Origin of the sequence: Mesorhizobium qingshengii (genome assembly GCF_900103325.1) — a bacterium.
Lineage (GTDB): Bacteria > Pseudomonadota > Alphaproteobacteria > Rhizobiales > Rhizobiaceae > Mesorhizobium > Mesorhizobium qingshengii.
Window position 1 is genome coordinate 1 of the sequence record NZ_FMXM01000007.1, and the last position, 23,709, is coordinate 23,709.

At 63.2% G+C, this 23,709-nt stretch carries 24 protein-coding genes; 17 read left to right on the plus strand and 7 right to left on the minus strand.

Annotation, left to right across the window (positions count from 1 at the left end):
• Window positions 1-1,023, plus strand: a 1,023-nt coding sequence (locus BLS48_RS12720; protein ID WP_091576951.1) for an IS110 family RNA-guided transposase, incomplete at its 5' end; no start/stop codon positions are given.
• 538 nt (window positions 1,024-1,561) lie between these two features.
• On the opposite strand, the gene BLS48_RS12730 is transcribed toward BLS48_RS12720, so the two are convergent.
• A complete protein-coding gene (locus BLS48_RS12730; RefSeq protein ID WP_091578091.1) occupies window positions 1,562-1,936 on the minus strand; it encodes a DUF423 domain-containing protein in 375 nt (124 codons plus the stop codon).
• Between the two features lie 41 nt (window positions 1,937-1,977).
• The gene (locus BLS48_RS12735; protein ID WP_091578093.1) at window positions 1,978-3,237 is read right to left on the minus strand and encodes a multidrug efflux MFS transporter; all 1,260 of its coding nucleotides are present in this window, start codon (window positions 3,235-3,237) and stop codon (window positions 1,978-1,980) included.
• A gap of 172 nt (window positions 3,238-3,409) precedes the next feature.
• Between BLS48_RS12735 and BLS48_RS12740 the strand changes: the two genes are divergently transcribed.
• Both BLS48_RS12740 and BLS48_RS12745 read left to right on the plus strand, forming a co-directional pair.
• Window positions 3,410-4,075 (plus strand): GntR family transcriptional regulator, encoded by a 666-nt coding sequence (locus BLS48_RS12740; protein WP_091578095.1) that lies wholly within the window; start codon window positions 3,410-3,412, stop codon window positions 4,073-4,075.
• A 132-nt stretch (window positions 4,076-4,207) separates the two neighbouring features.
• Window positions 4,208-4,441: a DUF982 domain-containing protein gene (locus BLS48_RS12745; RefSeq protein ID WP_244529578.1), complete on the plus strand. Its 234-nt coding sequence runs from the start codon at window positions 4,208-4,210 to the stop codon at window positions 4,439-4,441.
• Between the two features lie 54 nt (window positions 4,442-4,495).
• On the opposite strand, the gene BLS48_RS12750 is transcribed toward BLS48_RS12745, so the two are convergent.
• Entirely contained in the window at window positions 4,496-4,642 is a 147-nt protein-coding gene (locus BLS48_RS12750; protein WP_091578098.1) for a hypothetical protein, read from the minus strand.
• A gap of 197 nt (window positions 4,643-4,839) precedes the next feature.
• On the opposite strand from BLS48_RS12750, the gene BLS48_RS12755 reads away from it, so the two are divergent.
• A complete protein-coding gene (locus tag BLS48_RS12755) occupies window positions 4,840-5,811 on the plus strand; it encodes a glycosyl transferase family 90 (protein ID WP_091578099.1) in 972 nt (323 codons plus the stop codon).
• Between the two features lie 131 nt (window positions 5,812-5,942).
• Here BLS48_RS12755 and BLS48_RS12760 read toward each other — a convergent pair whose 3' ends face one another.
• Window positions 5,943-6,986, minus strand: a complete 1,044-nt coding sequence (locus BLS48_RS12760; RefSeq protein WP_091578101.1) for an aldo/keto reductase — start codon at window positions 6,984-6,986, stop codon at window positions 5,943-5,945.
• Between the two features lie 265 nt (window positions 6,987-7,251).
• On the opposite strand from BLS48_RS12760, the gene ppk2 reads away from it, so the two are divergent.
• Window positions 7,252-8,172, plus strand: coding sequence for a polyphosphate kinase 2 (ppk2, locus tag BLS48_RS12765; protein ID WP_091578103.1), 921 nt, complete (start codon window positions 7,252-7,254; stop codon window positions 8,170-8,172).
• Between the two features lie 203 nt (window positions 8,173-8,375).
• Here ppk2 and BLS48_RS12770 read toward each other — a convergent pair whose 3' ends face one another.
• The 3 genes from BLS48_RS12770 to BLS48_RS12780 form a co-directional block, all read right to left on the minus strand.
• Window positions 8,376-9,023 (minus strand): dihydrofolate reductase family protein, encoded by a 648-nt coding sequence (locus BLS48_RS12770; protein ID WP_091578104.1) that lies wholly within the window; start codon window positions 9,021-9,023, stop codon window positions 8,376-8,378.
• A gap of 221 nt (window positions 9,024-9,244) precedes the next feature.
• Window positions 9,245-10,276, minus strand: a complete 1,032-nt coding sequence (gene hemB / locus BLS48_RS12775) for a porphobilinogen synthase (RefSeq protein ID WP_091578106.1) — start codon at window positions 10,274-10,276, stop codon at window positions 9,245-9,247.
• 87 nt (window positions 10,277-10,363) lie between these two features.
• Entirely contained in the window at window positions 10,364-11,188 is an 825-nt protein-coding gene (locus BLS48_RS12780) for a DUF2066 domain-containing protein (protein ID WP_091578107.1), read from the minus strand.
• A 190-nt stretch (window positions 11,189-11,378) separates the two neighbouring features.
• Here BLS48_RS12780 and BLS48_RS12785 point away from each other — a divergent pair, with 190 nt between their 5' ends.
• From BLS48_RS12785 to BLS48_RS12840, 12 genes are all read left to right on the plus strand, one after another.
• A complete protein-coding gene (locus BLS48_RS12785) occupies window positions 11,379-12,422 on the plus strand; it encodes an enoyl-CoA hydratase/isomerase family protein (RefSeq protein ID WP_091578109.1) in 1,044 nt (347 codons plus the stop codon).
• Window positions 12,419-12,841, plus strand: coding sequence for a DUF6163 family protein (locus tag BLS48_RS12790; RefSeq protein ID WP_091578110.1), 423 nt, complete (start codon window positions 12,419-12,421; stop codon window positions 12,839-12,841). The genes BLS48_RS12785 and BLS48_RS12790 overlap by 4 nt, the downstream gene beginning before the upstream one ends.
• Before the next feature lie 241 nt (window positions 12,842-13,082).
• On the plus strand, window positions 13,083-13,598 hold the full coding sequence (gene ldtR / locus BLS48_RS12795; protein WP_013896002.1) for a transcriptional regulator LdtR: 516 nt from the start codon (window positions 13,083-13,085) through the stop codon (window positions 13,596-13,598).
• 495 nt (window positions 13,599-14,093) lie between these two features.
• Window positions 14,094-15,347, plus strand: coding sequence for a L,D-transpeptidase family protein (locus tag BLS48_RS12800; RefSeq protein WP_091578112.1), 1,254 nt, complete (start codon window positions 14,094-14,096; stop codon window positions 15,345-15,347).
• A gap of 104 nt (window positions 15,348-15,451) precedes the next feature.
• Complete coding sequence (locus BLS48_RS12805; RefSeq protein ID WP_091578492.1) at window positions 15,452-17,092, plus strand: Na+/H+ antiporter; 1,641 nt, start codon at window positions 15,452-15,454, stop codon at window positions 17,090-17,092.
• Between the two features lie 173 nt (window positions 17,093-17,265).
• Window positions 17,266-18,579 (plus strand): serine hydroxymethyltransferase, encoded by a 1,314-nt coding sequence (gene glyA, locus BLS48_RS12810; protein WP_091578113.1) that lies wholly within the window; start codon window positions 17,266-17,268, stop codon window positions 18,577-18,579.
• 438 nt (window positions 18,580-19,017) lie between these two features.
• A complete protein-coding gene (nrdR, locus tag BLS48_RS12815; RefSeq protein WP_091578115.1) occupies window positions 19,018-19,497 on the plus strand; it encodes a transcriptional regulator NrdR in 480 nt (159 codons plus the stop codon).
• A gap of 2 nt (window positions 19,498-19,499) precedes the next feature.
• The gene (gene ribD / locus BLS48_RS12820) at window positions 19,500-20,624 is read left to right on the plus strand and encodes a bifunctional diaminohydroxyphosphoribosylaminopyrimidine deaminase/5-amino-6-(5-phosphoribosylamino)uracil reductase RibD (protein ID WP_091578117.1); all 1,125 of its coding nucleotides are present in this window, start codon (window positions 19,500-19,502) and stop codon (window positions 20,622-20,624) included.
• A 62-nt stretch (window positions 20,625-20,686) separates the two neighbouring features.
• Window positions 20,687-21,304: a riboflavin synthase gene (locus BLS48_RS12825; RefSeq protein ID WP_091578118.1), complete on the plus strand. Its 618-nt coding sequence runs from the start codon at window positions 20,687-20,689 to the stop codon at window positions 21,302-21,304.
• Window positions 21,305-21,404: 100 nt separating this feature from the next.
• Window positions 21,405-21,860 (plus strand): 6,7-dimethyl-8-ribityllumazine synthase, encoded by a 456-nt coding sequence (locus BLS48_RS12830; RefSeq protein WP_091578120.1) that lies wholly within the window; start codon window positions 21,405-21,407, stop codon window positions 21,858-21,860.
• Window positions 21,861-21,865: 5 nt separating this feature from the next.
• A complete protein-coding gene (gene nusB, locus BLS48_RS12835; RefSeq protein ID WP_091578122.1) occupies window positions 21,866-22,366 on the plus strand; it encodes a transcription antitermination factor NusB in 501 nt (166 codons plus the stop codon).
• Window positions 22,363-23,574: an MFS transporter gene (locus tag BLS48_RS12840; protein ID WP_091578123.1), complete on the plus strand. Its 1,212-nt coding sequence runs from the start codon at window positions 22,363-22,365 to the stop codon at window positions 23,572-23,574. The genes nusB and BLS48_RS12840 overlap by 4 nt, the downstream gene beginning before the upstream one ends.
• The last annotated feature ends 135 nt before the right edge of the window (window positions 23,575-23,709 follow it).

Genomic DNA, 23,709 nt, shown 5'->3' on the forward strand with positions numbered 1-23,709 from the left:
TCCTACAGTCATCTGGTGGTGCAGGACAGTAGCGGCAAGACGTTGCGCTGCGGTCGGGTGAAGAACGACCGCCAGTCGCTGGGCGGGTTTCTGGAACGCTATCGCGAGAACTCGCATGCGGTTGTCGAAGCGACGCGCAACTGGATGGTGATGTACGACTGGCTCGACGACATCTGTGATGATGTCGTTCTCGCCCACCCGTTGAAGGTCAAGGCGATTGCCGACGCCAAGATCAAGACCGACAAGATCGACGCGACGGTGCTGGCGCATCTACTCCGGGCCGACCTGGTACCGGAGGCCTGGGCACCCGGCGAACGAGCAAGAGAACTGCGCGTCGCCCTGCGCGAACGGATGTTTTACGTGCGGCTGCGCACGATGACCAAGAACCGGATCGTCACGGTGTTTGATCGCTACCCGGAGCAGACGGCAGAGCTGAGGAAGCTCGGCGACCTGTTCGGCAAGGCCGGCCGCGTTCAGCTTGCGCGGGTGAACGTCTCGCCGATCGACCGCATCCAGATCGATCGCGGTCTCGACTTCATCGGCGACATCGACGTGCGCATCAAGCAGTCGGAATCAACGATCCGGGCGATGACTAAGGCAAATGCCAATGTGAAACTGTTGAAGACGATCCCTGGCATCGGCGAGTTCTTCGCCCGGCTGATCGACGCGGAGATTGACGACATATCGCGGTTCCGCACGCCGAAGAAGCTTGCCGCCTATGCCGGGCTGGTGCCCTCGACCTATTCGAGTGGCGGCAAGACTTATCACGGCAAGATCATCAAGCAGGGCAACAAGTGGCTGCGCTGGGCTTTCGTCGAGGCGGTGACGCCTGCGATCGTCAGCGATGCGCAGCTTCGAGCCCAGTACGACCAGCTGAAGGTCAGAGGAACCAACAAAGCGCGCGTGGCGATCGCGCGCAAGCTTTTGACGATCGCCTTCCAGATCCTGCGTGACCAGCGCGCTTACGAGCCGCGCGGCACCAGCCAAGAGGAAGGCGCGTCGATGATATCCCGGCTGTCCTGATTGCGTGCTAGCGAGCCCGGCAGGACTGGGCTGCGCTCTCAAGGAGAATGGGGAGCCGGGAGCCGAACGCCACTATGTGACCGAAGCCATGTGCATCAGGGTCACGGATTGGAGAATGGTTCAAGAACCGAACGGCAGATGCCTGTCGCGCGGAAGGACGAGATTTAGTCGATCGGCGAAAATGCCGGTCAAAAACCAACCGAACCCAAGGAAACAGCCGCCAAACGATGGTGTCTTGCCCTTGTGTTCTTTCATTGGAGAACACACTATGCATCCCGTGAGCTATCTGTTCGAAGACATCTACCGCAACTATTGGGGCATCGCTTACCGCCGGCCGGAGGCGCGCCGTCCGACTAGGTTACGGCGCGATCGCGAGTTGCTTGTTCAGCCGGAACGCCGTCAGGACTGATCGTTCGGAAAAACGACGTTTGACAGGCAGCGGCCTGGCACGGGTCTTCGCGACCGGATCAAGTCCGAGGGCAGGGCACCCTGAGGCATCATCCGCCTTTTCGGAGCCTTGTGCGGGAACTCAGCCGGATCAGGAACGCGCCCGTCCCAGTGCAGAGGCCGCGATCACCAGCCAGCCGGCTATGAGCAAGGTGCCGCCGATCGGCGCCGACAGCGGGAACAACCGCGAGCCGAGGAAGTCTCGGGCGAGCAGGTCGCCACAGAACAGGAGAAGTCCGACCAGCAGGACCAGGCTGCCGATGCGCAGGATCCGGTTCGTGCCGAGCAATCCTGTGGCGAGGAAGACCGGCGCATGCATGAGCAGGAAGGATGCGGCGGTGCCGACGAAGGCGCCGCCCAGATGCGCAGCCGCGGCCGACAGCGCCACGCCGGCGGCACCACTGAGGCCGGCGGCCAGGATGAGGATGCGTCCGCTGTTGCCGGAAGACTGTTCGACCGTGCTCATATCCGGGGCTCCGTGACATTCAAGGGATGCGGCCAACCCGATCAGGACTTGCCGGCGTTGGTGAGCATGTCCTGCTCGCGGCGAGATTGCGCCAGCCAATTATACATCGCTCCGCCCGCCATCAAGACGGAGGTGCCGAGAAACACCGAGCGCATGCCGAAATGGCCGCCGGCAAAGCCGCCAAGCAAGGGACCGGCGACCTGTCCGACATATTGGGCGGAGATCGAGAGTCCCAATACATTGCCGCCGACGCCATCGGGAACATTGTGGCGGATCACGCTGGTGATGCAGGGCAGCAGCCCGCCCAGCGCCAGCCCCATCAGGAAGCGCAGGCCGATGAGTTGCCAGCTTTGCGTGACGAAGGCCTGCGGGATCAGCAGCAGGGCCGAGACGGCAAGCGCGCCGATGATGACGTTCCAGTGGCCGATGCGATCGGCGAGCTTGCCGAGGCGCGACGCCGACAGGATGGCGCCAAGCGCCGCCGCCGACATGACGACGCCCGAGATCAACGTGACGCGGCTCTGGTCCTCGATGAGCGGCTGCACATAGACGGTGATGATCGGCTCGATCGACATGGTGGCGAAACTCAACAGCATGCCGGTCGCCAGCATGGCGATAACAGGCCGTTTATCGGGAATTTGTGCCCATCCGCCTTTTGGCGTCCCCTTCGATGCGGCATCTTTTGTCTTCGGCCGGGGATTCTCCTTGATCAGGAAGGTGGTCGCCAGGAAGGCCAGGAAGATGACGCCGCCGGACAACAGGAAGGTGGCGCGGATGCCGATCAGCGGCGGCAAGGCGCCGCCAACCAGCGGGCCGACCAGCGCCCCAGCCGTGATCCCGGCCGACAGCAGTCCAAGCGCCCAGCCGGAACGCTCTTTCGGCGTCTGCATGGCGACAAGGATGGTCGATCCCGAGGAATAGCCGCCGGCAAAACCAATCAGCAGCCGCAGCAGCACCAGTTGCCAGACTGTCTGAACCATGCCGGTCAGCGACATGCAGATGGCCATGCCGAAACTGGCGCGAACCAGCATCGACTTGCGGCCGTAGCGGTCGCCAAGCCGTCCCCAGAGCGGCGCCACCAGTGCCGCCGCGAAGAAGGTCGCGCCATAGGCAATCCCGGACCATTGCACGATCGCTGCATGACCTTCGGCGCCGAGCTGCTCGATGTAGAGCGGCAGGAACGGCAGGAGCAGCGTCATGGCGACAAGCGTCGAGAACGAGCCGGCGAAGCATACGAACAGATTGCGCCGCCAGTGGACGTTGTAGGTGCTATCGGTCGCCGGGGGCGTGTTCTGCGGCATGTTGAATGTCCTGCCCGAGCAACTTGGAGTGGCCTATTGCTGCGGATACCATTTTGGGATACCAAGCTGGTATCCGTCATGGACGCTAGCCCGGCCGCTGTCAATGCGACCGTCTCAAACGTGATCGGACGCAGGCCGGTCGCAAGCAAACGGCCAGAAAACGAGAACGACAATGTCGCAGATGCAGAGCGTTGAAAAACAGCTTCGAGAGATGATCCTGGGCCTCGAGATCGGTCCTGGCGAGAAACTGACCGAGCGCTGGATCGAAAGTCGCTTCGGCGCGTCGCGAACCCCCGTCAGGGCCGCGCTGCTGAGGCTCGAGACCGAAGGCCTGGTCGGCAGGGATGGCCGTGGCTGGACGGTGTCGCCCATCAATCTGGCTGAACTCGAGCAGATCGCCGTCTACAGGGAGGCGGTCGAGGTTGCCGCACTTCGCCTGACCTGTTCCTTGGCCGACAGGAGCGGGGTCGATGTCATCGAGGCGATGCTCGAATCCTGCGACAGCAACACGCCGCGCGAGGAATGGCATCGTGTCGGCATGGATTTTCACATCGAGCTGGCGCGCCTGTCGGGCAACGAGTTCCTGTTTCGCGCGGTGCGCGATGCCATGACGCGCCTGTCGCGGGCCCGTTGGCTGGAGGTTCGCGATGAGGCGGCCCTTGCCCGTGCCTGGGCCGAACATCGCGCCATTCTGGCGGCGACACGCCTTGGCGATGCCGAAGAGGCCGCGCGGCGGCTTTCGGCCCACATCGTCGGCAGCCGCGACAGGCTGGTGACGTCGCTCGCCAACGATAGGCGTGGCCTTCGCGCCAGGGGTTTTGCCGTCGTTGCCGCTTAGTGCGGCGGTTGCGGGGCAGGGCGGTCGCCCCGCAAAAGGCGACGTCCCGGACGCGAGATGCACTTTCGGCCTCGCTTCGCGAGCGCCGATGGCGTAAGAGCGGCGATGGAAAACAACCGATTTGAAACACCCGTGACGGTCAAGTCAGTCGCGGCGGGAAGCACTCAGCTCTTGCGCTCGGCCCGAGAGGCTTCCGACTACCTGCTCAACAGCTGGCCGGGCAAACGCAGCCCCAAGCATCGCGCGGCGCTGCAAGCCTGTCATGATGCGCTGGCTGGCGACAAGCCGGCGATGAACGCCAGGCGCGCCTTCATTGCCGCAGCGCGCGAAGTGGACGTCTTCGTCAGCGACAAGGCGACGGCCTGACGCAAGGCGACAATCCGGATTGAGGCACGGCCCGCATTCGCGGGCCTTTTGCCGTCATTTCGCTGCTTCGGTTTCAGTCTCGCTCTCGGGCTGCGAACGTTCCCGAGCGGCAACCTTGGCCGCCAGCTTCTCAGCCTTCTTGGCCGCCTTCTGGCGGTCGCGTTCCTTGCGTTCCTGATCGTAGTTTGGTGCTCGCGCCATATCGGCTCCTTTTCACTGCCTCGCGGCTCTGACCCTGCCTAGGAGCATTGGCCGCCAAACACAACAGCTGAAGTGAAGTGCGCGGCTGTTGGCGTCGGTGGGTGGTCCGGGCTTGCAAGATGCCCGGCACAATGGTGTAGGAGGATCCGGGGCGCCAAGGTATTGAGAGCCGCCCGCTTGTTTTGATCAAGTGAACCATGGCCACAATTGCGCGAACGACGGCAAAGGTTTTCTACTATGCGCGAAACTTTGCGCGCGATATCGTCCCGCAGGCGTTGTTTCGCCACAGGCTGGCCGCTCGCCTCGAAAAGGCAAGGCTCCCGGACGCTTCGGTTCGCCGGCGGCTGAATTACTATAACAAGCTGCAGGATGCGTTTACGCCCAGCGCCGATGCCGTGCGCATCGGCAAGCTGCCGTTTACGCCGACCATGTACTATTACGACCTGAAGGAATTTGCCCGCTATTTCGATCGCGGGCTGCTGATCGACGTGGAATACGGAGACGTCAGGAAGGTGCCGAAGGTGCCTTCTATCGTCAAGGATCGGCCGATCCTCGCCGACGACAGCAATGCGGTCATCATGAAGCTCGACAAGTTTCGTCATTTCCAGATGCCTGCCGACGCAACTGCGTTCGCCGACAAGCTTCCGGCAGTGGTCTGGCGCGGCGATCTCAACAATCCCATACGCACAAGGTTTCTGAACGCCGTGCGCGACTTGCCGTTCTGCGACGCCGGTTCGCACAAGCCGAACGCGCCGGCCGAGTACAGCAAGCCCTTCCTCAGCATCAGCCAGCATCAGCGTTATCGCTACATTGTCTCGCTCGAAGGCAATGACGTGGCGACCAACCTGAAATGGATCATGAACTCGAAGTCGCTGTGCCTGATGCCGCCGCCGACCTACGAGACATGGTTTGCGGAAAGACAGCTCGAAGCGAATGTTCATTATGTGCCGCTTGAAGCGGACTTCTCCAATCTTGCTGAACGCGTGGCGTATTTCGAACGCCATCCTGAGCAAGCCGAGCGCATCATCGCCGCTGCGAATGCCTATTGCAGGACATTCGCCAACGAGCAGGCCGAGCAGGCGATCTCGCTGCTGGTGCTCTACAAATACTTCGTCCTCAGCGGCCAGATCAAACCGGACGCCGAAGTCTGGCGCTACATCACGGGCTGAAGCAATTCCAGGAAAAGCGTGAAACGGGTTTTCCCCGGAAAAGCGCGTAGCGCTTTCCCTTGGGAATTGCGTCAAAAAGATAGAGTTGCCCGGCGGACAGCGCCGGCCGGGCTCCTCGTCGAACCCCGCGGTCACACGCCGCTTCGGTCAATCACGAGATCGGCGGCGCCGAACCGGTCCCTTGCCGTCAATTGCTGGTGCCAATAGGGGTAGAGCAGCGGTGGCCGGCTGACCGCGTCCAGGCGGTTGCGTTCGTCGTCGGTGAGCACCAGGCTTGCGGCCCCGAGGTTGTCCTTGAGCTGGGCTTCGTTGCGGGCGCCGATCACCAGCGAGGAGACCGCCGGCCGGCCAAGCAGCCAGGCCAGTGCCACCTGGGCCGTCGACACGCCGCGCTGCGTGCCGATATCGACAAGGACATCGACGATGCGCCACAACCGGTCCTCGTCGCGGATCGGCGGCTCCGACCAGCCGGCGAGCTGTCGCGCGGTCGGGCTGTCGCGGCGGTATTTGCCCGACAGCAATCCGCCGGCGAGCGGGCTCCAGACCAGCACGCCCAGCCCCTGGTCGACCGAAATCGGCAGCAGCTCATACTCCGCCTCGCGCGCCTCCAGCGTATAGTGGATCTGCTGGGTGACGAAGCGCGGCTGGTGATGGCTATCGCTGATGCCGAGCCCCTTCATCACTTGCCAGCCGGAATAGTTGGAGCAGCCGACATAGCGGACCTTGCCTTGGGCAACCAGCGTGTCGAGCGCGGCGATGGTTTCTTCCAGTGGCGTCACTCCGTCCCACTCATGCAGAAAGTAGATGTCGATGACGTCGGTCTTGAGCCGCTTCAGGCTCTTCTCGCATTCGCGGATCAGGTGATAGCGCGACAGGCCTTCATCGTTCGGACCTTTGCCGATCCGCATCCGTGCCTTGGAGGCGATCAGCACGTCGCCCTTGCGCTTGCCGCCGAGGGCCTCGCCGATGATCTCTTCCGAGATGCCATTCGAATAGACATTGGCGGTGTCGATGAGGTTGATGCCGGCGTCGATGCACAGATCGATCATCCGTCGCGCCTCGTCGAGGTCGGTCTTGCCGACCGCGGAGAACGCGCCGGCGCCGCCGAAGGTCATGGTGCCCATGGTCAGTGTCGAAACCTTCAAGCCGGAACGGCCGAGAGTACGGTATTCCATGTCAGTCCTCGCGATTGCATTTGGGAAGGGATGCCGGGAAAGCGCCCGAATGTGGCTGCTATTTGTAGGACAATTTGGACGACTTGTCGCCATGCCACGACGACCGATCGATCATGCCTCGCGGGATCTGCCCCGGCGGCCTTGACCTTGGCCGACTGCAATAAAACCGTCATTGCCGGCCTATATCAAGTCGGCTCAGGGTCCTTTTCCCGCCGGGCGAGGGCGCCTGCCAGGATCACGGACGGCAGCTTGCGGAGCGGTGCAGATGAACGAACCCACACTGAAATCCGGGGCCAAGGACTGGCTTGAAGCCGAGCTCGCCGACACGCTCGACGAGGACTATGAGCTCGAAATGTCTGAGCCGGCATTGTCGATGGAGATCGCCAGGATCTACAAGAACGCCCATCCGCCATCGATCGACCGCATGCAATATTTTCGTGACCTGATCAGTCTGCAGTCCGAGCTGATCAAGCTGCAGTCCTGGGTCGCCTATCACAAGAAGAAGCTGGTGGTGATCTTCGAGGGCCGCGATTCCGCCGGCAAGGGTGGCGTCATCAAGCGCATCACGCAGCGGCTCAATCCGCGCATCTGCCGTGTCGTGGCGCTGCCGGCGCCCACCGAGCGCGAGAAATCGCAATGGTATTTCCAGCGCTATGTCCCACATCTGCCGGCCGGCGGCGAGATCGTGCTGTTCGACCGCTCCTGGTACAACCGTTCCGGCGTCGAGCGGGTTATGGGGTTTGCCGAACCGGATCAGGTCGAGGAGTTCTTTCGCGACGTGCCGGAGTTCGAGCGCATGCTCGTCCGCTCCGGCATCACCGTGGTCAAGTACTGGTTCTCGATCACCGACGAGGAACAGCAGATGCGATTCCTGATGCGCATCCACGATCCGATGAAGCAGTGGAAGCTGTCGCCGATGGACCTGCAGTCTCGTGTGCGCTGGGAACAGTACACCAAGGCCAAGGAAGAGACCTTCGCCCGCACCAACATTCCGGAAGCGCCCTGGTTCATCGTCGAGGGCAACGACAAGAAGCGGGCGCGGCTCAACTGCATCGATCATCTGCTCAAGCAAATGCCGTATGAAGAGGTGCCGCACGAGGAGATCACGCTGCCGGAGCGTGTCTTCAATCCCGAATACGAGCGCCAGACGCTGCCGCGCGAGCTTTACGTGCCGGAGAAGTATTGAGGTAGACGAAGCCTGCGATCTCCCCCACGCGGGGGGAGATGCCTGGCAGGGCAGAGGGGGGCGTGCAGGATTGCCAGCCTCTCCACAGCCTGTCGAAGACGGTCGGAATGTAAAGTCGCTACGGATTGAAGCGCTGGAGGGACAGCGCCCCCCTCTGGCCTGCCGGCCATCTCCCCCACGCGGGGGGAGATTAGGCTCTCCACCTAACCGCGCTTGATGACAACATGGGTGGCAAGCGCCGTCGCCACCTGTTCGGTGCACTGGTAGCCGAGCTTGGGCATGTCGAGGCCGGCAAAAAGGTTCTCGCCGACCCCGAGCAACACCGGCGAGATCGCCAGATGCATCTCGTCGATCAACCTCTCCTGCAGATATTGCCGGATGGTGGCTACGCCGCCACCAACCCGCACATCCTTGCCGCCAGCCGCCGCCTTCGCCTGCTCAAGCGCCGAATGGATGCCGTCGGTCACAAAATAAAAGGTCGTTCCACCTTCCATCGTGATGGGTGCCCGCTCGTGGTGCGTCAGCACGAAAACCGGCACATGGTAGGGAGGGTTGTCGCCCCACCAGCCTTTCCAGCTGTCGTCAGGCCATTCGCCGCGGATCGGCCCGAACATGTTGCGGCCGAGGATCCAGGCGCCGACATTCTCGAAACTGCGCGCCGCGAACGCCTCGTTGATATCGGTGGTGCCGCCATCTTGTCCGAGCACCATCTTACGGAAGGTGCGGGTATCGACAAACCACTTGTGCAAGGATTCCCCGCCGACGCCGAGCGGATTTTGCAGATCCTGATCGGGACCGGCGCCGTAGCCGTCGAGCGACAGGGTGAATGCGTTGACACGCAGCTTGGGCATGACAGGCCTCCTCGACAACCGATCGTATTTTGCAAGCAGCTGTTTTCTAGCAAACCGATTGCGAATTGCAAGCGGTATTTTTTGGGCGCGAAGAAGCCTAAGTCACTTGGTCCAACGACCTTCGCTCTGGTTCCCCGGCCGCCAGCCGGAAATTATCCTGGATGTCGAAGCGGATCGCCGGCATTTGCTCGCCGCTGCCGGCCGTCCGCGAGAAGAGAAAGTTATCCCTTGAGCAGCTCCGCCACTTCAGGTGCGAAGTAGGTCAAAATGCCGTCGCAGCCAGCGCGTTTGAAGGCGAGCAGCGATTCCAGCATCGCTTTCTCGCCGTCGATCCAGCCATTGGCGCCGGCCGCCTTGATCATCGAATATTCGCCCGACACCTGGTAGGCGAAGGTCGGCATCTGGAATTCATCCTTCAGCCGCCGGATGATGTCGAGATAGGGCATGCCGGGCTTGACCATGAGCATGTCTGCGCCTTCGGCGATGTCCTGCTCGGCCTCGCGCACCGCTTCGTCGGAATTGGCGTGGTCGATATAATAGGTCTTCTTGTCGCCCTTGAGCAGGCCGGCGGTGCCCACCGCCTCGCGATAGGGGCCGTAGAAGGCCGAGGCGAATTTGGTCGCGTAGGACATGATCGCCACGTCCTGGAAACCGTTGGCGTCGAGCGCGTCGCGGATGGCGCCGATCCGGCCGTCCATCATGTCGGACGGCGCGATGATGTCGGCACCGGCGGCCGCCTGGATGACCGCCGCCGCCGCGACCTGTTCAACCGTTTCGTCGTTGACGATGATGCCGTCGCGCAAAATGCCGTCATGGCCGTGGCTGGTGAACGGGTCGAGCGCGGCATCGGTGATGATGCCGATCCCAGGCACGGCATCCTTTATCGCGCGCGTGGCGCGGTTGATGACGTTGTCGGGGTCGAGGATGTGCGAACCGGTCTGGTCGCGCAGCGAGATGTCGACATTGGGGAAGGTGGCGAGCGCGGGAATGCCGAGCCTGGCCGCGCGTTCTGCCTCCTTGACGGCAAGGTCGATCGACAGGCGGAATACGCCAGGCATGGCTGCGATCGGCTCGCGCACTTGTTTGCCGTCGACGACGAAGATCGGCCAGATCAGGTCGTCGACCGTCAGCCGGTTCTCCTGTACGAGGCGGCGCGACCAGTCGGCCTTGCGCATGCGGCGCAAACGACGGCTGCCGGTGATGTCGTCGACGCTGCGCGCGCCGGCTGGCTTTGTCGGGGTGAATTTGTTCATCGCCAAAACTCCAGATCGGCGGGCTTTTACCACGAGCCCTTGCCGCTGACCAATGCGACACGTTTGTGCCAGCGACCCGGTCTCGTCCTATTTCGGTTGTCCATTGCCCGACAGGATCTGCGCCGCGCCCCTTATGGCGACGCGGAACGCCTCGTCGAAGCTCACTCCACGCACCTGCCAGCGATAGGTCTTGCCGGCCATGGCAACCCGCCAATCGGCGATCCAGCCTAGCTCCTTGTCACTCCAGACGATGCTGCCGGCAAGCGCCTGGTCGGCGCCTGCCTTTTGGGCGAGCCGATCCAGGCTTGCCATGTCGGCGGCGCGCTCGGTTTTCTCGTCCATGCCGGAAAGCAGCGAGGCCGGCGGAAATTCAATGTGCATCATGAGCGGGCCGGTCGCGTTGACGAAGGATTCGCGCATCGCCTGCCCTGGCGGATCATCAGCCGTCAGCGCGAAATGCCTTGTGCCTTGCTCGGCCGTGAGGAACACGGCGAGCCGTGGCCGCCCGCCAAGCCACGGCTTGCTGCCGAGCTCGCCAAGCACTTTGTCGATGACCGCCGGCTTGTAGAGGCAGGTTAGATCATGCGGCCGGTCGTGCGTGCCTTGCTCGTCATGCACCGGGATGCCTTCCAGCCTGTCATGATAGCGGAAGGAATCGACGAAGCTGCCGGCCTTGTCGCGCAGATCAGCCATTTCGGGTTTCTTCGGCAGCCGCTGGTCGCCGGAAACCCTGACCAGCACCCGATCCAGGCAGTCTTTGAAGCCGATCTGCCTGTTTACTTCGCCCTGGCCGGTGACGATGGTCTGCGACTGATAGAGTTCGTCGGGCGTGGCGGCGAAAGCCGTGCACGGTGCAAGGCCGGCGACCATTAGCGCGACAGTCAACAGCGTGAGACGCAAAAATCCGGACATGGCCAACCGTCCCCCCCGAAGCCGTCGGCAGCGCACGGTATCAGCGTGTGGCGGGCAACGGCGGTGATCTTCGTAGCACCGGCCGCCGCCGGTCGCCAAGACAGCTGCCGACGGACTGCTGCCATTGACGCACCCATGCGCCGCCTTTAGCACTTCAGTCCCGCAGGCGCGGGGGAGGGATTCTCTGGCGATGGATTTTGGTGGAGGCGACGAAATTCGCTTCGAACGGTTGGGCAGGGCTGGCGTCGTCACGCTGACGCGGCCGCAGGCGCTCAATGCCGTGACGCACCGCATGGTCAAGGCGCTGGGCCAGGCACTGCATTGCTGGGAGCGCGACGACGGTGTGGATGTCGTGATCGTCAAAGCCGAGGGCAGGGCGTTCTCGGCCGGTGGCGATATCCTGCACATCTATGAAGCTGGCCGGGCTGGAAAGCCGCCGGTCGAGTTCTTCGCCGACGAGTATCGGCTCAACGCCCAGATCGCGCGCTTCAAGAAACCCTATGTGGCGCTCATCGACGGCATCGTCATGGGCGGTGGCGTTGGTATCTCCTTCCACGGCTCGCACCGGGTGATGACGGAGAATGCCCAGTTCGCCATGCCGGAGGTCGGCATCGGCTTTTTCCCGGATGTCGGCGCCAGCCATCTGCTGCCTGATCTTGGCGGCTCGTTCGGCATGTATCTGGCGTTGACCGGCAATCGCATCCGCTATGGCGACGCGCTGTGGTCGGGGCTGGCCACCCACACCATCAAGGCCGAGGACCAGGCCGGCTTCCTCGACCGGCTGACGCTGACCGGCGATCCGGAAACGGTGCTGCGCGGTTTCTTCGCCCAGGCGAAGCGCGAGACCGACAGCCCGACGCTGCAGGCGATATCCAGCCATTTTGCGCAACCATCGCTCACGGCCGTCATCGACAGCCTGGAACGGGCGGCAGGCACCGACGACTTCGCGGCAAGGACGCTGGCGACGATCCGCACGCGTTCGCCGACCAGCCTTCGCGTCGCCTGGCGCCAGCTCAGCGCCGGGCTGACACTGTCGATGGACGATTGCATGAGGATGGAGTTCCGCATCCTCAACCGGATGCTGACCGGCCATGATTTCTACGAGGGCATCCGCGCCGCCATCATCGACAAGGGTTCGAAGCCGCAATGGCGGCCCGCCAGCCTTGCTGCGGTCAGCGAGGCGGATGTCGACGCCTATTTTGCCTCGCTCGGCGAACGGGAGCTCGAACTGTGAGCGAAGTGACCTCCAGACGCGTGGTGCTCCAGCCCTCGACGGTCGAGGTGATATTCGCCTGGTTCCAGCGCGTCATATCAGGCTACTGCCTGCTGTTCGGCATCTTGTACTGGATAAAGCTGATTGGCTTCTATCCGGGCTCACTATGGCGTTTCGATCTGATGCCGGTGCACTGGCAAGTGGCGGCGGTGGTGCTGGCCGTGTTCTTCCCTTTCGCCGCTGCCGGCCTGTGGATGCTGGCCTCCTGGGGACCGGTGATCTGGTTCATCTGCGCGGTGACCGAGATCGTCATGTATGTCGGCTTTCCCGAGCTTTTCGGCTCCCGCCCGTTGATCGTCGTCTCGCATACAGCGGTGGCCGTGCTCTATATCGTCTTCCGCGTCGTCATCCATATGCAGAAGCGGCCGGTGCGAGGGTAAGGCCCGGTAGACGCCCGCGCGGTCTGACAGGCCGTGAATTTGGGGCCCCGAAATCCTTGGCTAAATCTTTAGGTTAATTATCCTTGCTCGGGTGACCGTTCGTTAAGCCTCTTTCGAAACCTCTTACCGGTAAGCTCTTGTTAGCCCTAGCGTTTAAGTCGAATTTTATGAGTATTCGATAGTGTCGCGATCAAGGTGAAAAACAAAAAATCACCAGGGCGACAAACGAGAGGCAAAGACAATGATCAATTCGCGTCCGGCGGCGAAGACCGCCAACGTATCCGACGATCGCCGCGAGGCTATCCGTTCGCTGTACATGGAATCGCTGCAGCTTGTTGAGCGGCTGCACCGCCGCCTGCTTGACGTGATCAAGGACGAGTTCGACCGCAACGGCCGTTCCGACATCAATGCCATCCAGGCGCTGCTGCTGTTCAACATCGGCAACTCCGAACTGACCGCCGGCGAGCTTCGCTCGCGGGGCTACTACCTTGGCTCCAACGTCTCCTACAATCTGAAGAAGCTGGTCGATCTCGGCTTCATCAACCACCAGCGCTCGCGCATCGACCGCCGTTCGGTTCGTGTCTCGCTGACGCCGAAGGGCAACGAGGTGGCTGACGTCGTCGCCGGCCTCTATGAGCGCCATGTCGGCTCGATCGAGCAGGTCGGCGGTATCAACACCGACGAGTTCAAGCAGATGAACCGCGCCCTGCAGCGGCTCGACCGCTTCTGGAACGACACCATCGCCTACCGGATGTAAGGCGCATCCGGCGCATCGGATCTGGCCCGCGCCAAAGAAGCGCGGCCGAAACAGCGACCTTCAGTCAGGGCCGGGGCCGAAAGCACCGGCCTTTTCTTTTGGGTTTGACGATCGTCGGGTTACGCCTCAGCGGACGGAACTTTGCGTGGCTTGTCATTGTATCATCAATGGCTGGTGGCTTACTCGATGATGTCATGCAGGCGATCGTTGATCGGTACCGAAAGAGCACGGGTCTTCCATTTCGCCGCGACAGCTGGGCCAAATTCGGCCGGAAGCCACGTTGCCGCCATATTCCAATGGGAGCGAGGATGCCGGTGATGCTGTGGCGAAAGCCGTGCGTTCACCCGGAACCCGTATCGTGCCTCGCGCGTTTGTGGCCGAACTGATGCGGACATGGTTGGTCAATTGTTAAGGTTGCCAACTCTAGAGTGCGGGCAAGATCGCCCGATAACCGAATGCAGTAGATCGAACGCTACAAGAATGTCTGGAACGTCCATGAGAACCAGCCGCCGTCTTTTCCTCTCCGGAGCCTCCGCGCTCGCAGCAGCGATGGTCGCCGGCGGCGCCAATGCGCAGGATGTGATCGGGGATATCCTGAAATCGTCGGCCCGTGGCAATTGGGACGATCAGTTCGACGCCCGTGCCAGCGAGGGCGGCAAGGTGGCCTCGACACTGCCGATTTTCAGCCTGCAGACCGTCGCCTTCACGGAGCAGGCGGTCGCCCAGTATCAGAATATCGTCGCGCAGGGCGGCTGGGTAGAGGTCCCCGCGACCAAGAAACTGGAACTCGGCGTCGATGATCCGGATGTCGTGCCGTTGCGCAAGCGTCTGATGGTTTCCGGCGACCTGGCGCAGAGCGCCGGAGTTTCAACGGCCTTCGATTCCTATGTCGACTCGGCGGTCAAACGCTTCCAGTTGCGCCATGGCCTGCCTGCTGACGGTTCAATGGGCAAGTACACCTATGCCGCGATGAATGTTTCGGCGCAGATCCGGCTTGGCCAGTTGCAGACCAATCTGCAGCGGCTGAAGGAGAAGGCTGGCACGCTGGGTAGCCGCTATGTGCTGGTCGACATTCCGGCGGCGCAGGTCGAAGCGGTCGAGAACGACCGCGTCGTGCTTCGCCACACCGCGATCGTCGGCAAGATCGATCGCCAGACGCCGATCGTCAATTCCAAGATCAACGAGATCATCGTCAATCCTTACTGGAACGCGCCGGTCTCGATCGTGCGCAAGGACATCATTCCGCTGATGCGGAAGGATCCCAACTATCTGAAGGACAGCCATATCCGCCTGTTCGCTCCAGACGGCAGCGAGGTCGATCCGCTCAATGTCGACTGGTCGACTGACGACGCGGCGAAGTACCGCTTCCGCCAGGATCCGGGCGCGGGCAACGCGATGGCCTCGGTGAAGATCAATTTCCCGAGCCCGGACGGCGTCTACATGCATGACACCCCGCAGCAGAGCCTGTTCGGCAAGATGATGCGTTTCGATTCCTCGGGCTGCGTGCGCGTGCAGAACGTGCGCGACCTGGTCACCTGGATTCTGCGCGACACGCCCGGCTGGGACCGCCAGCATTTCGAGGCGGCGATCAAGACTGGCGAAAACACGCCGATCCAGATTACCAACCCGGTGCCGGTGCATTTCCTCTATCTCTCGGCCTGGTCGACAGGCCCGGGCGTTGTGCAGTTCCGCGACGACGTCTATGCGCTCGACGGCGCCAACGAGCTACAAATCACGTCGGCGCTCTAGCAGGCTTCTCGGTATCGCAAAGGGCCGCCTTCGGGCGGCCTTTTCTTTTCTGGACGGACCGCAGCTGTTTGCGCATGGTCCGGAAAACACTCGGAAACGCGCCCATGCAGGTCGCCGTCTTCATCCTGGTCGTGCTCGTCTTCGTCGCGGTTTCCGGCGCGCTGGTGCGTCTGGTGCGGGTGCCGTTGCCGGTGCTGCAGATTGCCATAGGCGCCGTACTCGCCTGGCCGGTGCGCGGCATCCATGTCGATATCGATCCGGATCTGTTCCTGCTGGTGTTCATTCCACCGCTGCTGTTTGCGGACGCCGTTGCCGCGCCGAAGCGCGAATTGATAGCGCTGCGCGGGCCGATCCTGGACCTTGCCATCGGGCTCGTCTTCTTCACCGTCGTCGGTTTCGGCTATGCCTTGCACTGGCTGGTGCCGAGCATCCCGCTGGTCGTCGCTTTTGCGCTTGCCGCCGTACTGTCGCCGACCGACGCGGTCGCGGTGTCCTCGATCGTCGACAGGAACGTCGTGCCGGCGCGGCTGATGCACATTCTCGAAGGCGAGTCGCTGCTCAACGACGCGTCGGGCCTCGTCATGTTCCGCTTCGCCGTTGCGGCTGCATTGACCGGAAGCTTCTCTTTCGCGGCGGCCTCGCTGAGCTTTCTCTATGCCGTTGCGGCCGGCATCCTGGCCGGCGTGGTGGCGTTGATCGTCGCCGCCAAGACGCTGCAGCTTTTGAACCGCATCGGCGGCGTGCCGGCCGAGGCGCAGGTGCTGGTCATGATCCTGATACCCTTCATCGCCTATCTAGGCGCTGAACATGCCGGCGCCTCCGGCATCCTTGCGGCGGTCACCGCCGGCTTGCTCACTGGCGGCTCCGGCATTTTCCGCTATCTTGGCGTCTCGGCGCGCATGCAGACGATGTCGCTGTGGACGACGCTGTCCTTCGTCTTCAACGGCGCGCTCTTCATCCTGCTCGGCCTGCAACTGCCCGACATCATCCGCAACGTTCCGCCCGAACTCGCCAGCCGGCATTGGCTGCTGGAGCCGGTCGCCACGGTACTGGCTCTGACGCTGTGCCTGATCGGCCTGCGCTTCCTGTGGATCTGGATTGGCGATATCGCGCAGGCGGTTGCCGCGCGGCTGGGCAAGCGCAAGGCCAAGGCGTTCGGCCTGCGCGTACGGCTCGCCGGTTCGGTGGCAGGCGTGCGCGGCGCCATCACGCTGGCCGGCATCCTGTCCTTGCCGCTCGCCATGCCGGATGGTTCGCCGTTTCCGGCGCGCGATGTTGTCATCTTCCTCGCGGCCGGCGTCATCATCTGCTCGCTCACCATCGCCAGCCTTGCCTTGCCCAAGATCGCACGTGGGCTGGTCGAACCGGGCGAGGACCCGGCTGCGGCCGAAGAGCGCCGGGCGCGTGTCGGCGCGGCCAAGGCGGCCATCGCCAGGATCGAGAGCATCGCCAACGAGGCAGGCGAGGGCGAGGTGGCGGACGCCAGGCTGGCCGTCGCCGACAGCATCGTCGCCGGCTACCGGCGACGCATAGCCGCCTCCGACGAGGCCGACGAAGCGCGCGCCGAGGCCCGCGAAGCCGGCAGGCTGGAGCTCGAACTGAGGCTCGCCGGCATCGAGGCGGAACGCACCGCCGTCCGGGCAATGTTTCGCAGCCGCGAGATCAACGACCATACGATGCGGGCCCTGTTTTCCGAGATCACCCTTACCGAAGCTTTGCTGAAGGGCCGGCAGAAAAGGAAATAACGGCCATGCTGCCCTTCTGCCGCAAACCGGCCAGCAAATTTCGCGCTGCAAACGTGGCGGGGCGAAAGCAACTGTGTTAATGCGCGGCGAATGTCGCCCAAAACTGTGCAGCGGTTTTGGGACGACGACATGCTCAACAAAGATCGCCCCCCGAACTTCGAGGATTTCAAGCCATGGCAACAGCAGCGGCAGTGTCGAACAAATTCGAATCCTTCTTCGAAACCACGCTTGCCGATGCCGATCCGGAGATTTTCGGCGCCATCCGCAACGAGCTTGGTCGCCAGCGCCACGAGATCGAGCTGATTGCCTCTGAAAACATCGTCTCGCGCGCCGTGCTCGAAGCGCAGGGGTCGATCATGACCAACAAATATGCCGAGGGCTATCCGGGCAAGCGCTACTATGGCGGCTGCCAGTTCGTCGATGTGGCCGAGGAACTGGCCATCGAGCGGGCGAAGAAACTCTTCGGCTGCAACTTCGCCAACGTCCAGCCGAACTCCGGTAGCCAGATGAACCAGGCGGTGTTCCTGGCGCTGCTGCAGCCCGGTGACACCTTCATGGGCCTCGACCTCAATTCCGGCGGCCATCTGACCCACGGCTCGCCGGTCAACATGAGCGGCAAATGGTTCAAGGTCGTCTCCTATGGCGTGCGCAAGGATGACCATCTGCTGGATATGGACGCCATTGAGAAGACCGCTCACGAGACCAAGCCGAAGCTGATCCTGGCCGGTGGCACCGCCTATTCGCGCGTCTGGGACTGGAAGCGTTTTCGCGAGATCGCCGATGCGGTCGGCGCCTACCTGATGGTTGACATGGCGCATATCGCCGGTCTCGTCGCCGGCGGCGTCCATCCGTCGCCGCTGCCGCACGCGCATGTGGTCACGACCACCACGCACAAATCGCTGCGTGGCCCGCGTGGCGGCATGATCCTGTGCAATGACGAGGAGATCGCCAAGAAGATGAACTCGGCGGTGTTCCCCGGCCTGCAGGGTGGCCCGCTGATGCACGTCATCGCCGCCAAGGCGGTTGCCTTCGGCGAAGCGCTGAAGCCGAGCTTCAAGGTCTACGCCGAAAGCGTCGCCGCCAATGCCAAGGCGCTGGCCGCGAGCCTGAAGGAAACCGGGCTCGACATCGTCTCCGGTGGCACCGACAACCACCTGATGCTGGTCGACCTGCGTCCCAAGAACGCCACCGGCAAGCGCGCCGAGGCAGCGCTCGGCCGCGCCAACATCACCTGCAACAAGAACGGCATTCCGTTCGACCCGGAAAAGCCTTTCGTCACCTCGGGCGTGCGTCTCGGCACGCCGGCCGGTACCACGCGAGGTTTCGGCCAGGCCGAGTTCCGCGAGATCGGCAAACTGATCGCCGAAGTGCTGGACGGTCTCAAGGTCGCCAACTCCGACGAGGGCAATGCCGCTGTCGAAGCGGCGGTCAAGGCCAAGGTGATGGCGCTGACCGACCGTTTCCCGCTCTATCCCTATCTCGGCTGACGAGACTTCGGGTCTCGCCGCCTTGTCGCGACGACAACTATCGTCGCGGCAAGGCCGGCGTGATCGACAGGAGCCTTGATGATATGCATGTTTCGTCTCGCCGGCGCCGCGCGCGCCCTGGCCGCTTTGGCTGCCTTGCCGCGCCCCGGCACCGCCTTGGCCCAAACCACACCCATGCAAGCCGCCCCGGCTCAGCCACGGCCGTGGCTTTCGCGAGGCCTGTCTGGCCGGGGTGACCATCCCCGCCTATCTCGCCTCCGACAAGGTCGACTACCGGCTGGGCGTGCTTGGCGGCATCGCCGTCTGGCTGCTGGCGGCTCTCGCAATTTTCCCTGCGCCTCGCTATCTCTGAGGCGCGAAGGGCCGTGCATGCTTTGCCATCGTTGCAAAAAGCACTAAGCCTTTCGTCCCACGAGATTCGCGAACCCAAGGCTCTCCATGCGCTGTCCCTATTGCCAGTCAGAAGATACGCAGGTGAAGGATTCGCGCCCCGCCGAGGATGGCGCGGCGATCCGCAGGCGGCGTGTCTGCCCCGATTGTGGCGGCCGCTTCACCACCTTTGAGCGCGTCCAGCTGCGCGACCTCGTGGTGGTGAAAAAGTCCGGCCGAAAAGTGCCGTTCGACCGCGACAAGCTGCTGCGCTCGGTGGAGATCGCCGTCCGCAAGCGCAATGTCGATCCGGAGCGCATTGACCGCGCGGTGACCGGCATCGTGCGCCAGCTCGAAAGCTCCGGTGAAACGGAAGTGGCCTCCGGCGAAGTCGGCCGGCTGGTCATGGAAGCACTGAAGTCGCTCGACGATGTCGCCTATGTGCGCTTCGCCTCGGTCTACCGCAATTTTCGCGAGGCCAAGGATTTCCACGAATTGCTGGGCGAGCTCAAGGGAGACGAAACAAAGGGCGAAGAGGACGCCAGCTGAGCATGACCGCAAGCGACAAGACCGGACAGGCCGCCCTTGATCGCCGTTTCATGGCGGCGGCGCTCAGACTGTCGCGGAAGAATGCCGGACGCACCTCGACCAATCCCTCCGTCGGCACGTTGATTGTGCGCGATGACGGCGCCGGGCCGATGATCGTCGGCACCGGCGTCACCGCGGTCGGCGGCCGCCCGCACGCCGAGACCGAGGCCCTGGCTGAGGCTGGCGAGCTGGCGCGCGGCGCCACCGCCTATGTCACGCTGGAGCCTTGCGCCCACCATGGCCGGACGCCGCCTTGCGCCAACGCGCTGGTCAATGCCGGTGTCGCGCGCGTCGTCGGCGCCGCCAGCGATCCCGATCCGCGCGTGTCCGGCAAGGGCTATGCGATCCTGCGCGCCGCGGGTGTCGAGGTGGTCGAAAAGGTACTGGCGGCGGAAGCCGCCGAGCAGATGGCCGGCTATCTGATTCGATCGTTGAAAAAACGGCCCGAAGTGATTCTCAAGCTTGCGCTTTCCAGCGACGGCAAGATCGGCAGGGAAGGCGAGGGGCAGGTGTCGATCACCGGTGATATCGCCCGTCGCGAGGTGTATCTGATGCGCGCCGAGGCCGACGGCATACTGGTCGGCATTGGCACCGCGCTGGAGGACGATCCGGCTCTGACGGTGCGGCTGCCCGGACTGGAGAACCGTTCGCCGGCGCGCATCGTGCTCGACAGGCAGATCAGGTTGCCCGAGGCCTCCAAGCTGGTTTCGGGCGTGGACCGGGTGCCGCTCTATGTCGCCGCTTGCCTGGAGGCCGATCCGCTGCGGCGGGCAGCACTCGAACGCGCCGGCGTGCGCTTCATCGGCACCGAAACACATGAAGGCGGCGTCGCGCTGCCGGAACTGCTCGAGGATCTCGCCGCGCTCGGCATGGCAAGTGTTCTGGTCGAGGGTGGTGCCAGGGTGGCCAAGGCTTTCCTGGCCGATGGGCTGGTCGACCGTATCGTGCTGTTCCAGGGTCCCGAAGCGATCGGCGATGACGGCGTTGCATCGCCGATCGACGCTGACCACATCCCGGCAGGATTTCGCAAGCTTCGCGACATGCGTTTCGGCGAAGACAGCTATGCAGAGTGGGTAAGGGATATCTAGATCATGATCCCGAAAAGCGGGAACCGGGACAAGATCATGGTCAAACGGAAAGATATGATCTGATGTTCACCGGGATTGTTACTGATGTCGGCACTGTCGCAGCCGTCAAACCGCTCAGGGAAGGGGTGGGGCTGCGCATCGACACGGCCTACGACCCCCAGACCATCGCCATCGGCGCCTCGATCTCCTGCGGCGGTGTCTGCCTGACGGTCACGGCGCTGCCCGAACATGGCTCGAATGCGCGCTGGTTCGAGGTCGAGGCCTGGGAAGAGGCCTTGCGGCTGACCACGGCCTCGGGCTGGAAAACAGGCACGAGGATCAACCTGGAGCGGGCGCTGAAGATCGGCGACGAACTCGGCGGTCACATCGTTTCGGGTCATGTCGACGGCATGGCCGAGATCATCGAACGCAAGGATGAGGGCGATGCCGTGCGCTTCACGCTAGAGGCGCCGCGCGAGTTGGCGAAGTTCATTGCACCCAAGGGTTCGGTCGCGCTCGACGGCACCTCGCTCACCGTCAACAGGGTGGAAGGCACACGCTTCGACGTGCTTTTGATCCACCACTCGCTGACCGTGACCACCTGGGGCGAGCGCAAGGTCGGCGACCGCGTCAATCTCGAGATCGACACCATGGCCCGCTACGCGGCACGCCTGGTGGAGGCGGCGAAAGAAGGGTTTTGAGCGGCTGCCAGGAATTTTCGACCCAGGGTCACCTTCGGAAAGCTTGCGAACTTGTCGGCTTCGGCCTAAGTCACCGGCTCCGCCGGAAACGTGAGCCAAAATGCCCAGAGACAAGAAACTCAAGCTGCTGATCGTTGAAGCGCGCTTCTATGACGATTTGGCGGATGCGCTGCTCGACGGCGCCAAGGCTGCGCTCGACGAGGCAGGCGCCAAATACGATGTCGTCACCGTGCCGGGCGCGCTGGAAATTCCGGCTGTGATCTCATTTGCGCTCGACGCCGCCGAAGGCGAGGGTGCCGAGTATGACGGGTACGTTGCGCTCGGCACCGTGATCCGCGGCGAGACGCATCATTTCGACATCGTCGCCAACGAATCGGCGCGCGCCCTGATGGATCTGTCCGTGCAGGAGGCCATCTGCGTCGGCAACGGCATCCTGACCACCGAGAACGACGAGCAGGCCTGGGTCCGCGCCCGGCGCACGGAAGGCGACAAGGGTGGGTTTGCGGCCCGTGCCGCACTGACCATGATCGCGTTGAAGAAACGGCTCGGAGCCTGAACGGCGTGACGCAATCCGGAGACAAGGACCGACCCCCGGTGCGCCAGGCCAACAAGCGTGGCGCTGCCCGTCTGGCTGCCGTGCAGGCGCTCTACCAAATGGATGTCGCCGGCAGCGGTGTCATCGAGATCACAGCCGAATACGAGGCCTTTCGCCTCGGCAAGGAAGTTGACGGGGCGCTCTACCGCGAGGCCGATGCGCAATGGTTTCGCGCCATCCTCTCCGGTGTCGTCGAGAACCAGAAGACCGTCGATCCGATCATCCGCCAGGCGCTGACCGAGGACTGGCCGCTGTCGAGGCTCGACTCGACACTACGTGCCATCCTGCGCGCCGGGGTCTACGAACTGATGAAGCGCGAGGACGTGCCCGTTGCCGTCATCGTTTCCGAGTATGTCGACATCGCCAAGGCCTTCTACGAGGAAGACGAGCCGAAGCTGGTCAATGCCGTACTCGACCGCGTGTCACGCCGGGTGCGTGGCGAAGGGCGCGGCAAGGACGCATCATGACGGCAATCGCCGTCGAGGCAGGCAAGGAGGCGCGTCGCACCGCGTTGATCCTCGCCGCCTCGCAGGCGATCGTCGGCTCGGCTGCCCCCATCGCCATCTCCATGGGTGCGCTGGCCGGGCAATATCTGCTTGCCGTCGACAAGTCGCTGGCGACGGCGCCGGTCACCGGCTTCAACCTAGGCGTGGCGCTCGGCGCGTTGCCGGCAGCGGCGATAATCCGCAGGCTGGGCCAGCGCGGCGGCTTCATGACCGGTACGGTCGTTACCGCGTTTGGCGGGCTGGTCGCCACCCTGGCGCTTTTCCATGGCAGCTTCTGGCTGTTTGCCCTCGGCCTGCTGCTGATTGGCGTCGGCGGCGCCTTCGTCCAGCAGTTCCGTTTTGCCGCCGCCGACAACGCGCCGCCGGCGTTCAAGGCGCGCGCCATCTCTTTCGTGCTGGCCGGCGGCATCGTCACCGCCATTCTCGGGCCGCAGATCGTTATCTTCACCCGCGAATTGTTCGCGCCGGTGATGTTTGCCGGCTCGTTCGCTTCCATCCTGCCGCTGGCCGCGGTCGGCGCCGTCGTCCTGTCGTTCCTGCGACTGCCGGCGAAAGCAACAGGGAAAGCGGAAATCGCCGACAGCGACGCCAGACCATTGGCTGAAATTGTCACGCGGCCGCGTTTCGTCGCCGCATTGTTTTGCGCGGTCGGCAGCTACGCCCTGATGAGCTTCGTCATGACCGGCGCCCCGCTGGCCATGGTTGGCTGCGGCCTGTCGGAGGACGATGCGACGCTGGGCATTTCCTGGCACGTCATGGCTATGTTCGCACCGAGCTTCTTCACCGGCTCGCTGATCCATCGCTTCGGCGCCGAGCGCATCGTGGCCACCGGCCTGATCCTGTTGATCGGCTGCGCCATTGTCGCATTGTCGGGTCTGGCGCTGTGGCAATTCTGGACGGCGCTGATCCTGCTCGGCCTTGGCTGGAATTTTGGCTTCATCGGCGCCACGGCGATGGTGGCGGCCAGCTACCGGCCGTCGGAAAAGGGCAAGGTGCAAGGCTTCCACGACTTCGTCCTGTTCGGCTCTGTGGCCTGCGCTTCGCTGATGTCGGGCATGGTCTACAACGCCTGGGGCTGGGAGATGCTGAACTGGATGATCTTTCCGGTCACCGTTCTGTGCTTCGTGGCCCTTGGCGCGCTGAAGCTGACGGGCATTCGCAAAGCCTGATCCCGGATCGCTTTGCCTGACATGATGCTGTCAGGATGGTCTCGGCAAACCCGCCGCTGCCCGAACAAAATTATTGCGCCGATCCCTGTTCTTATGAAACCGTATGCCCCGACGGCGCGTTTGGGGCATGCTCAT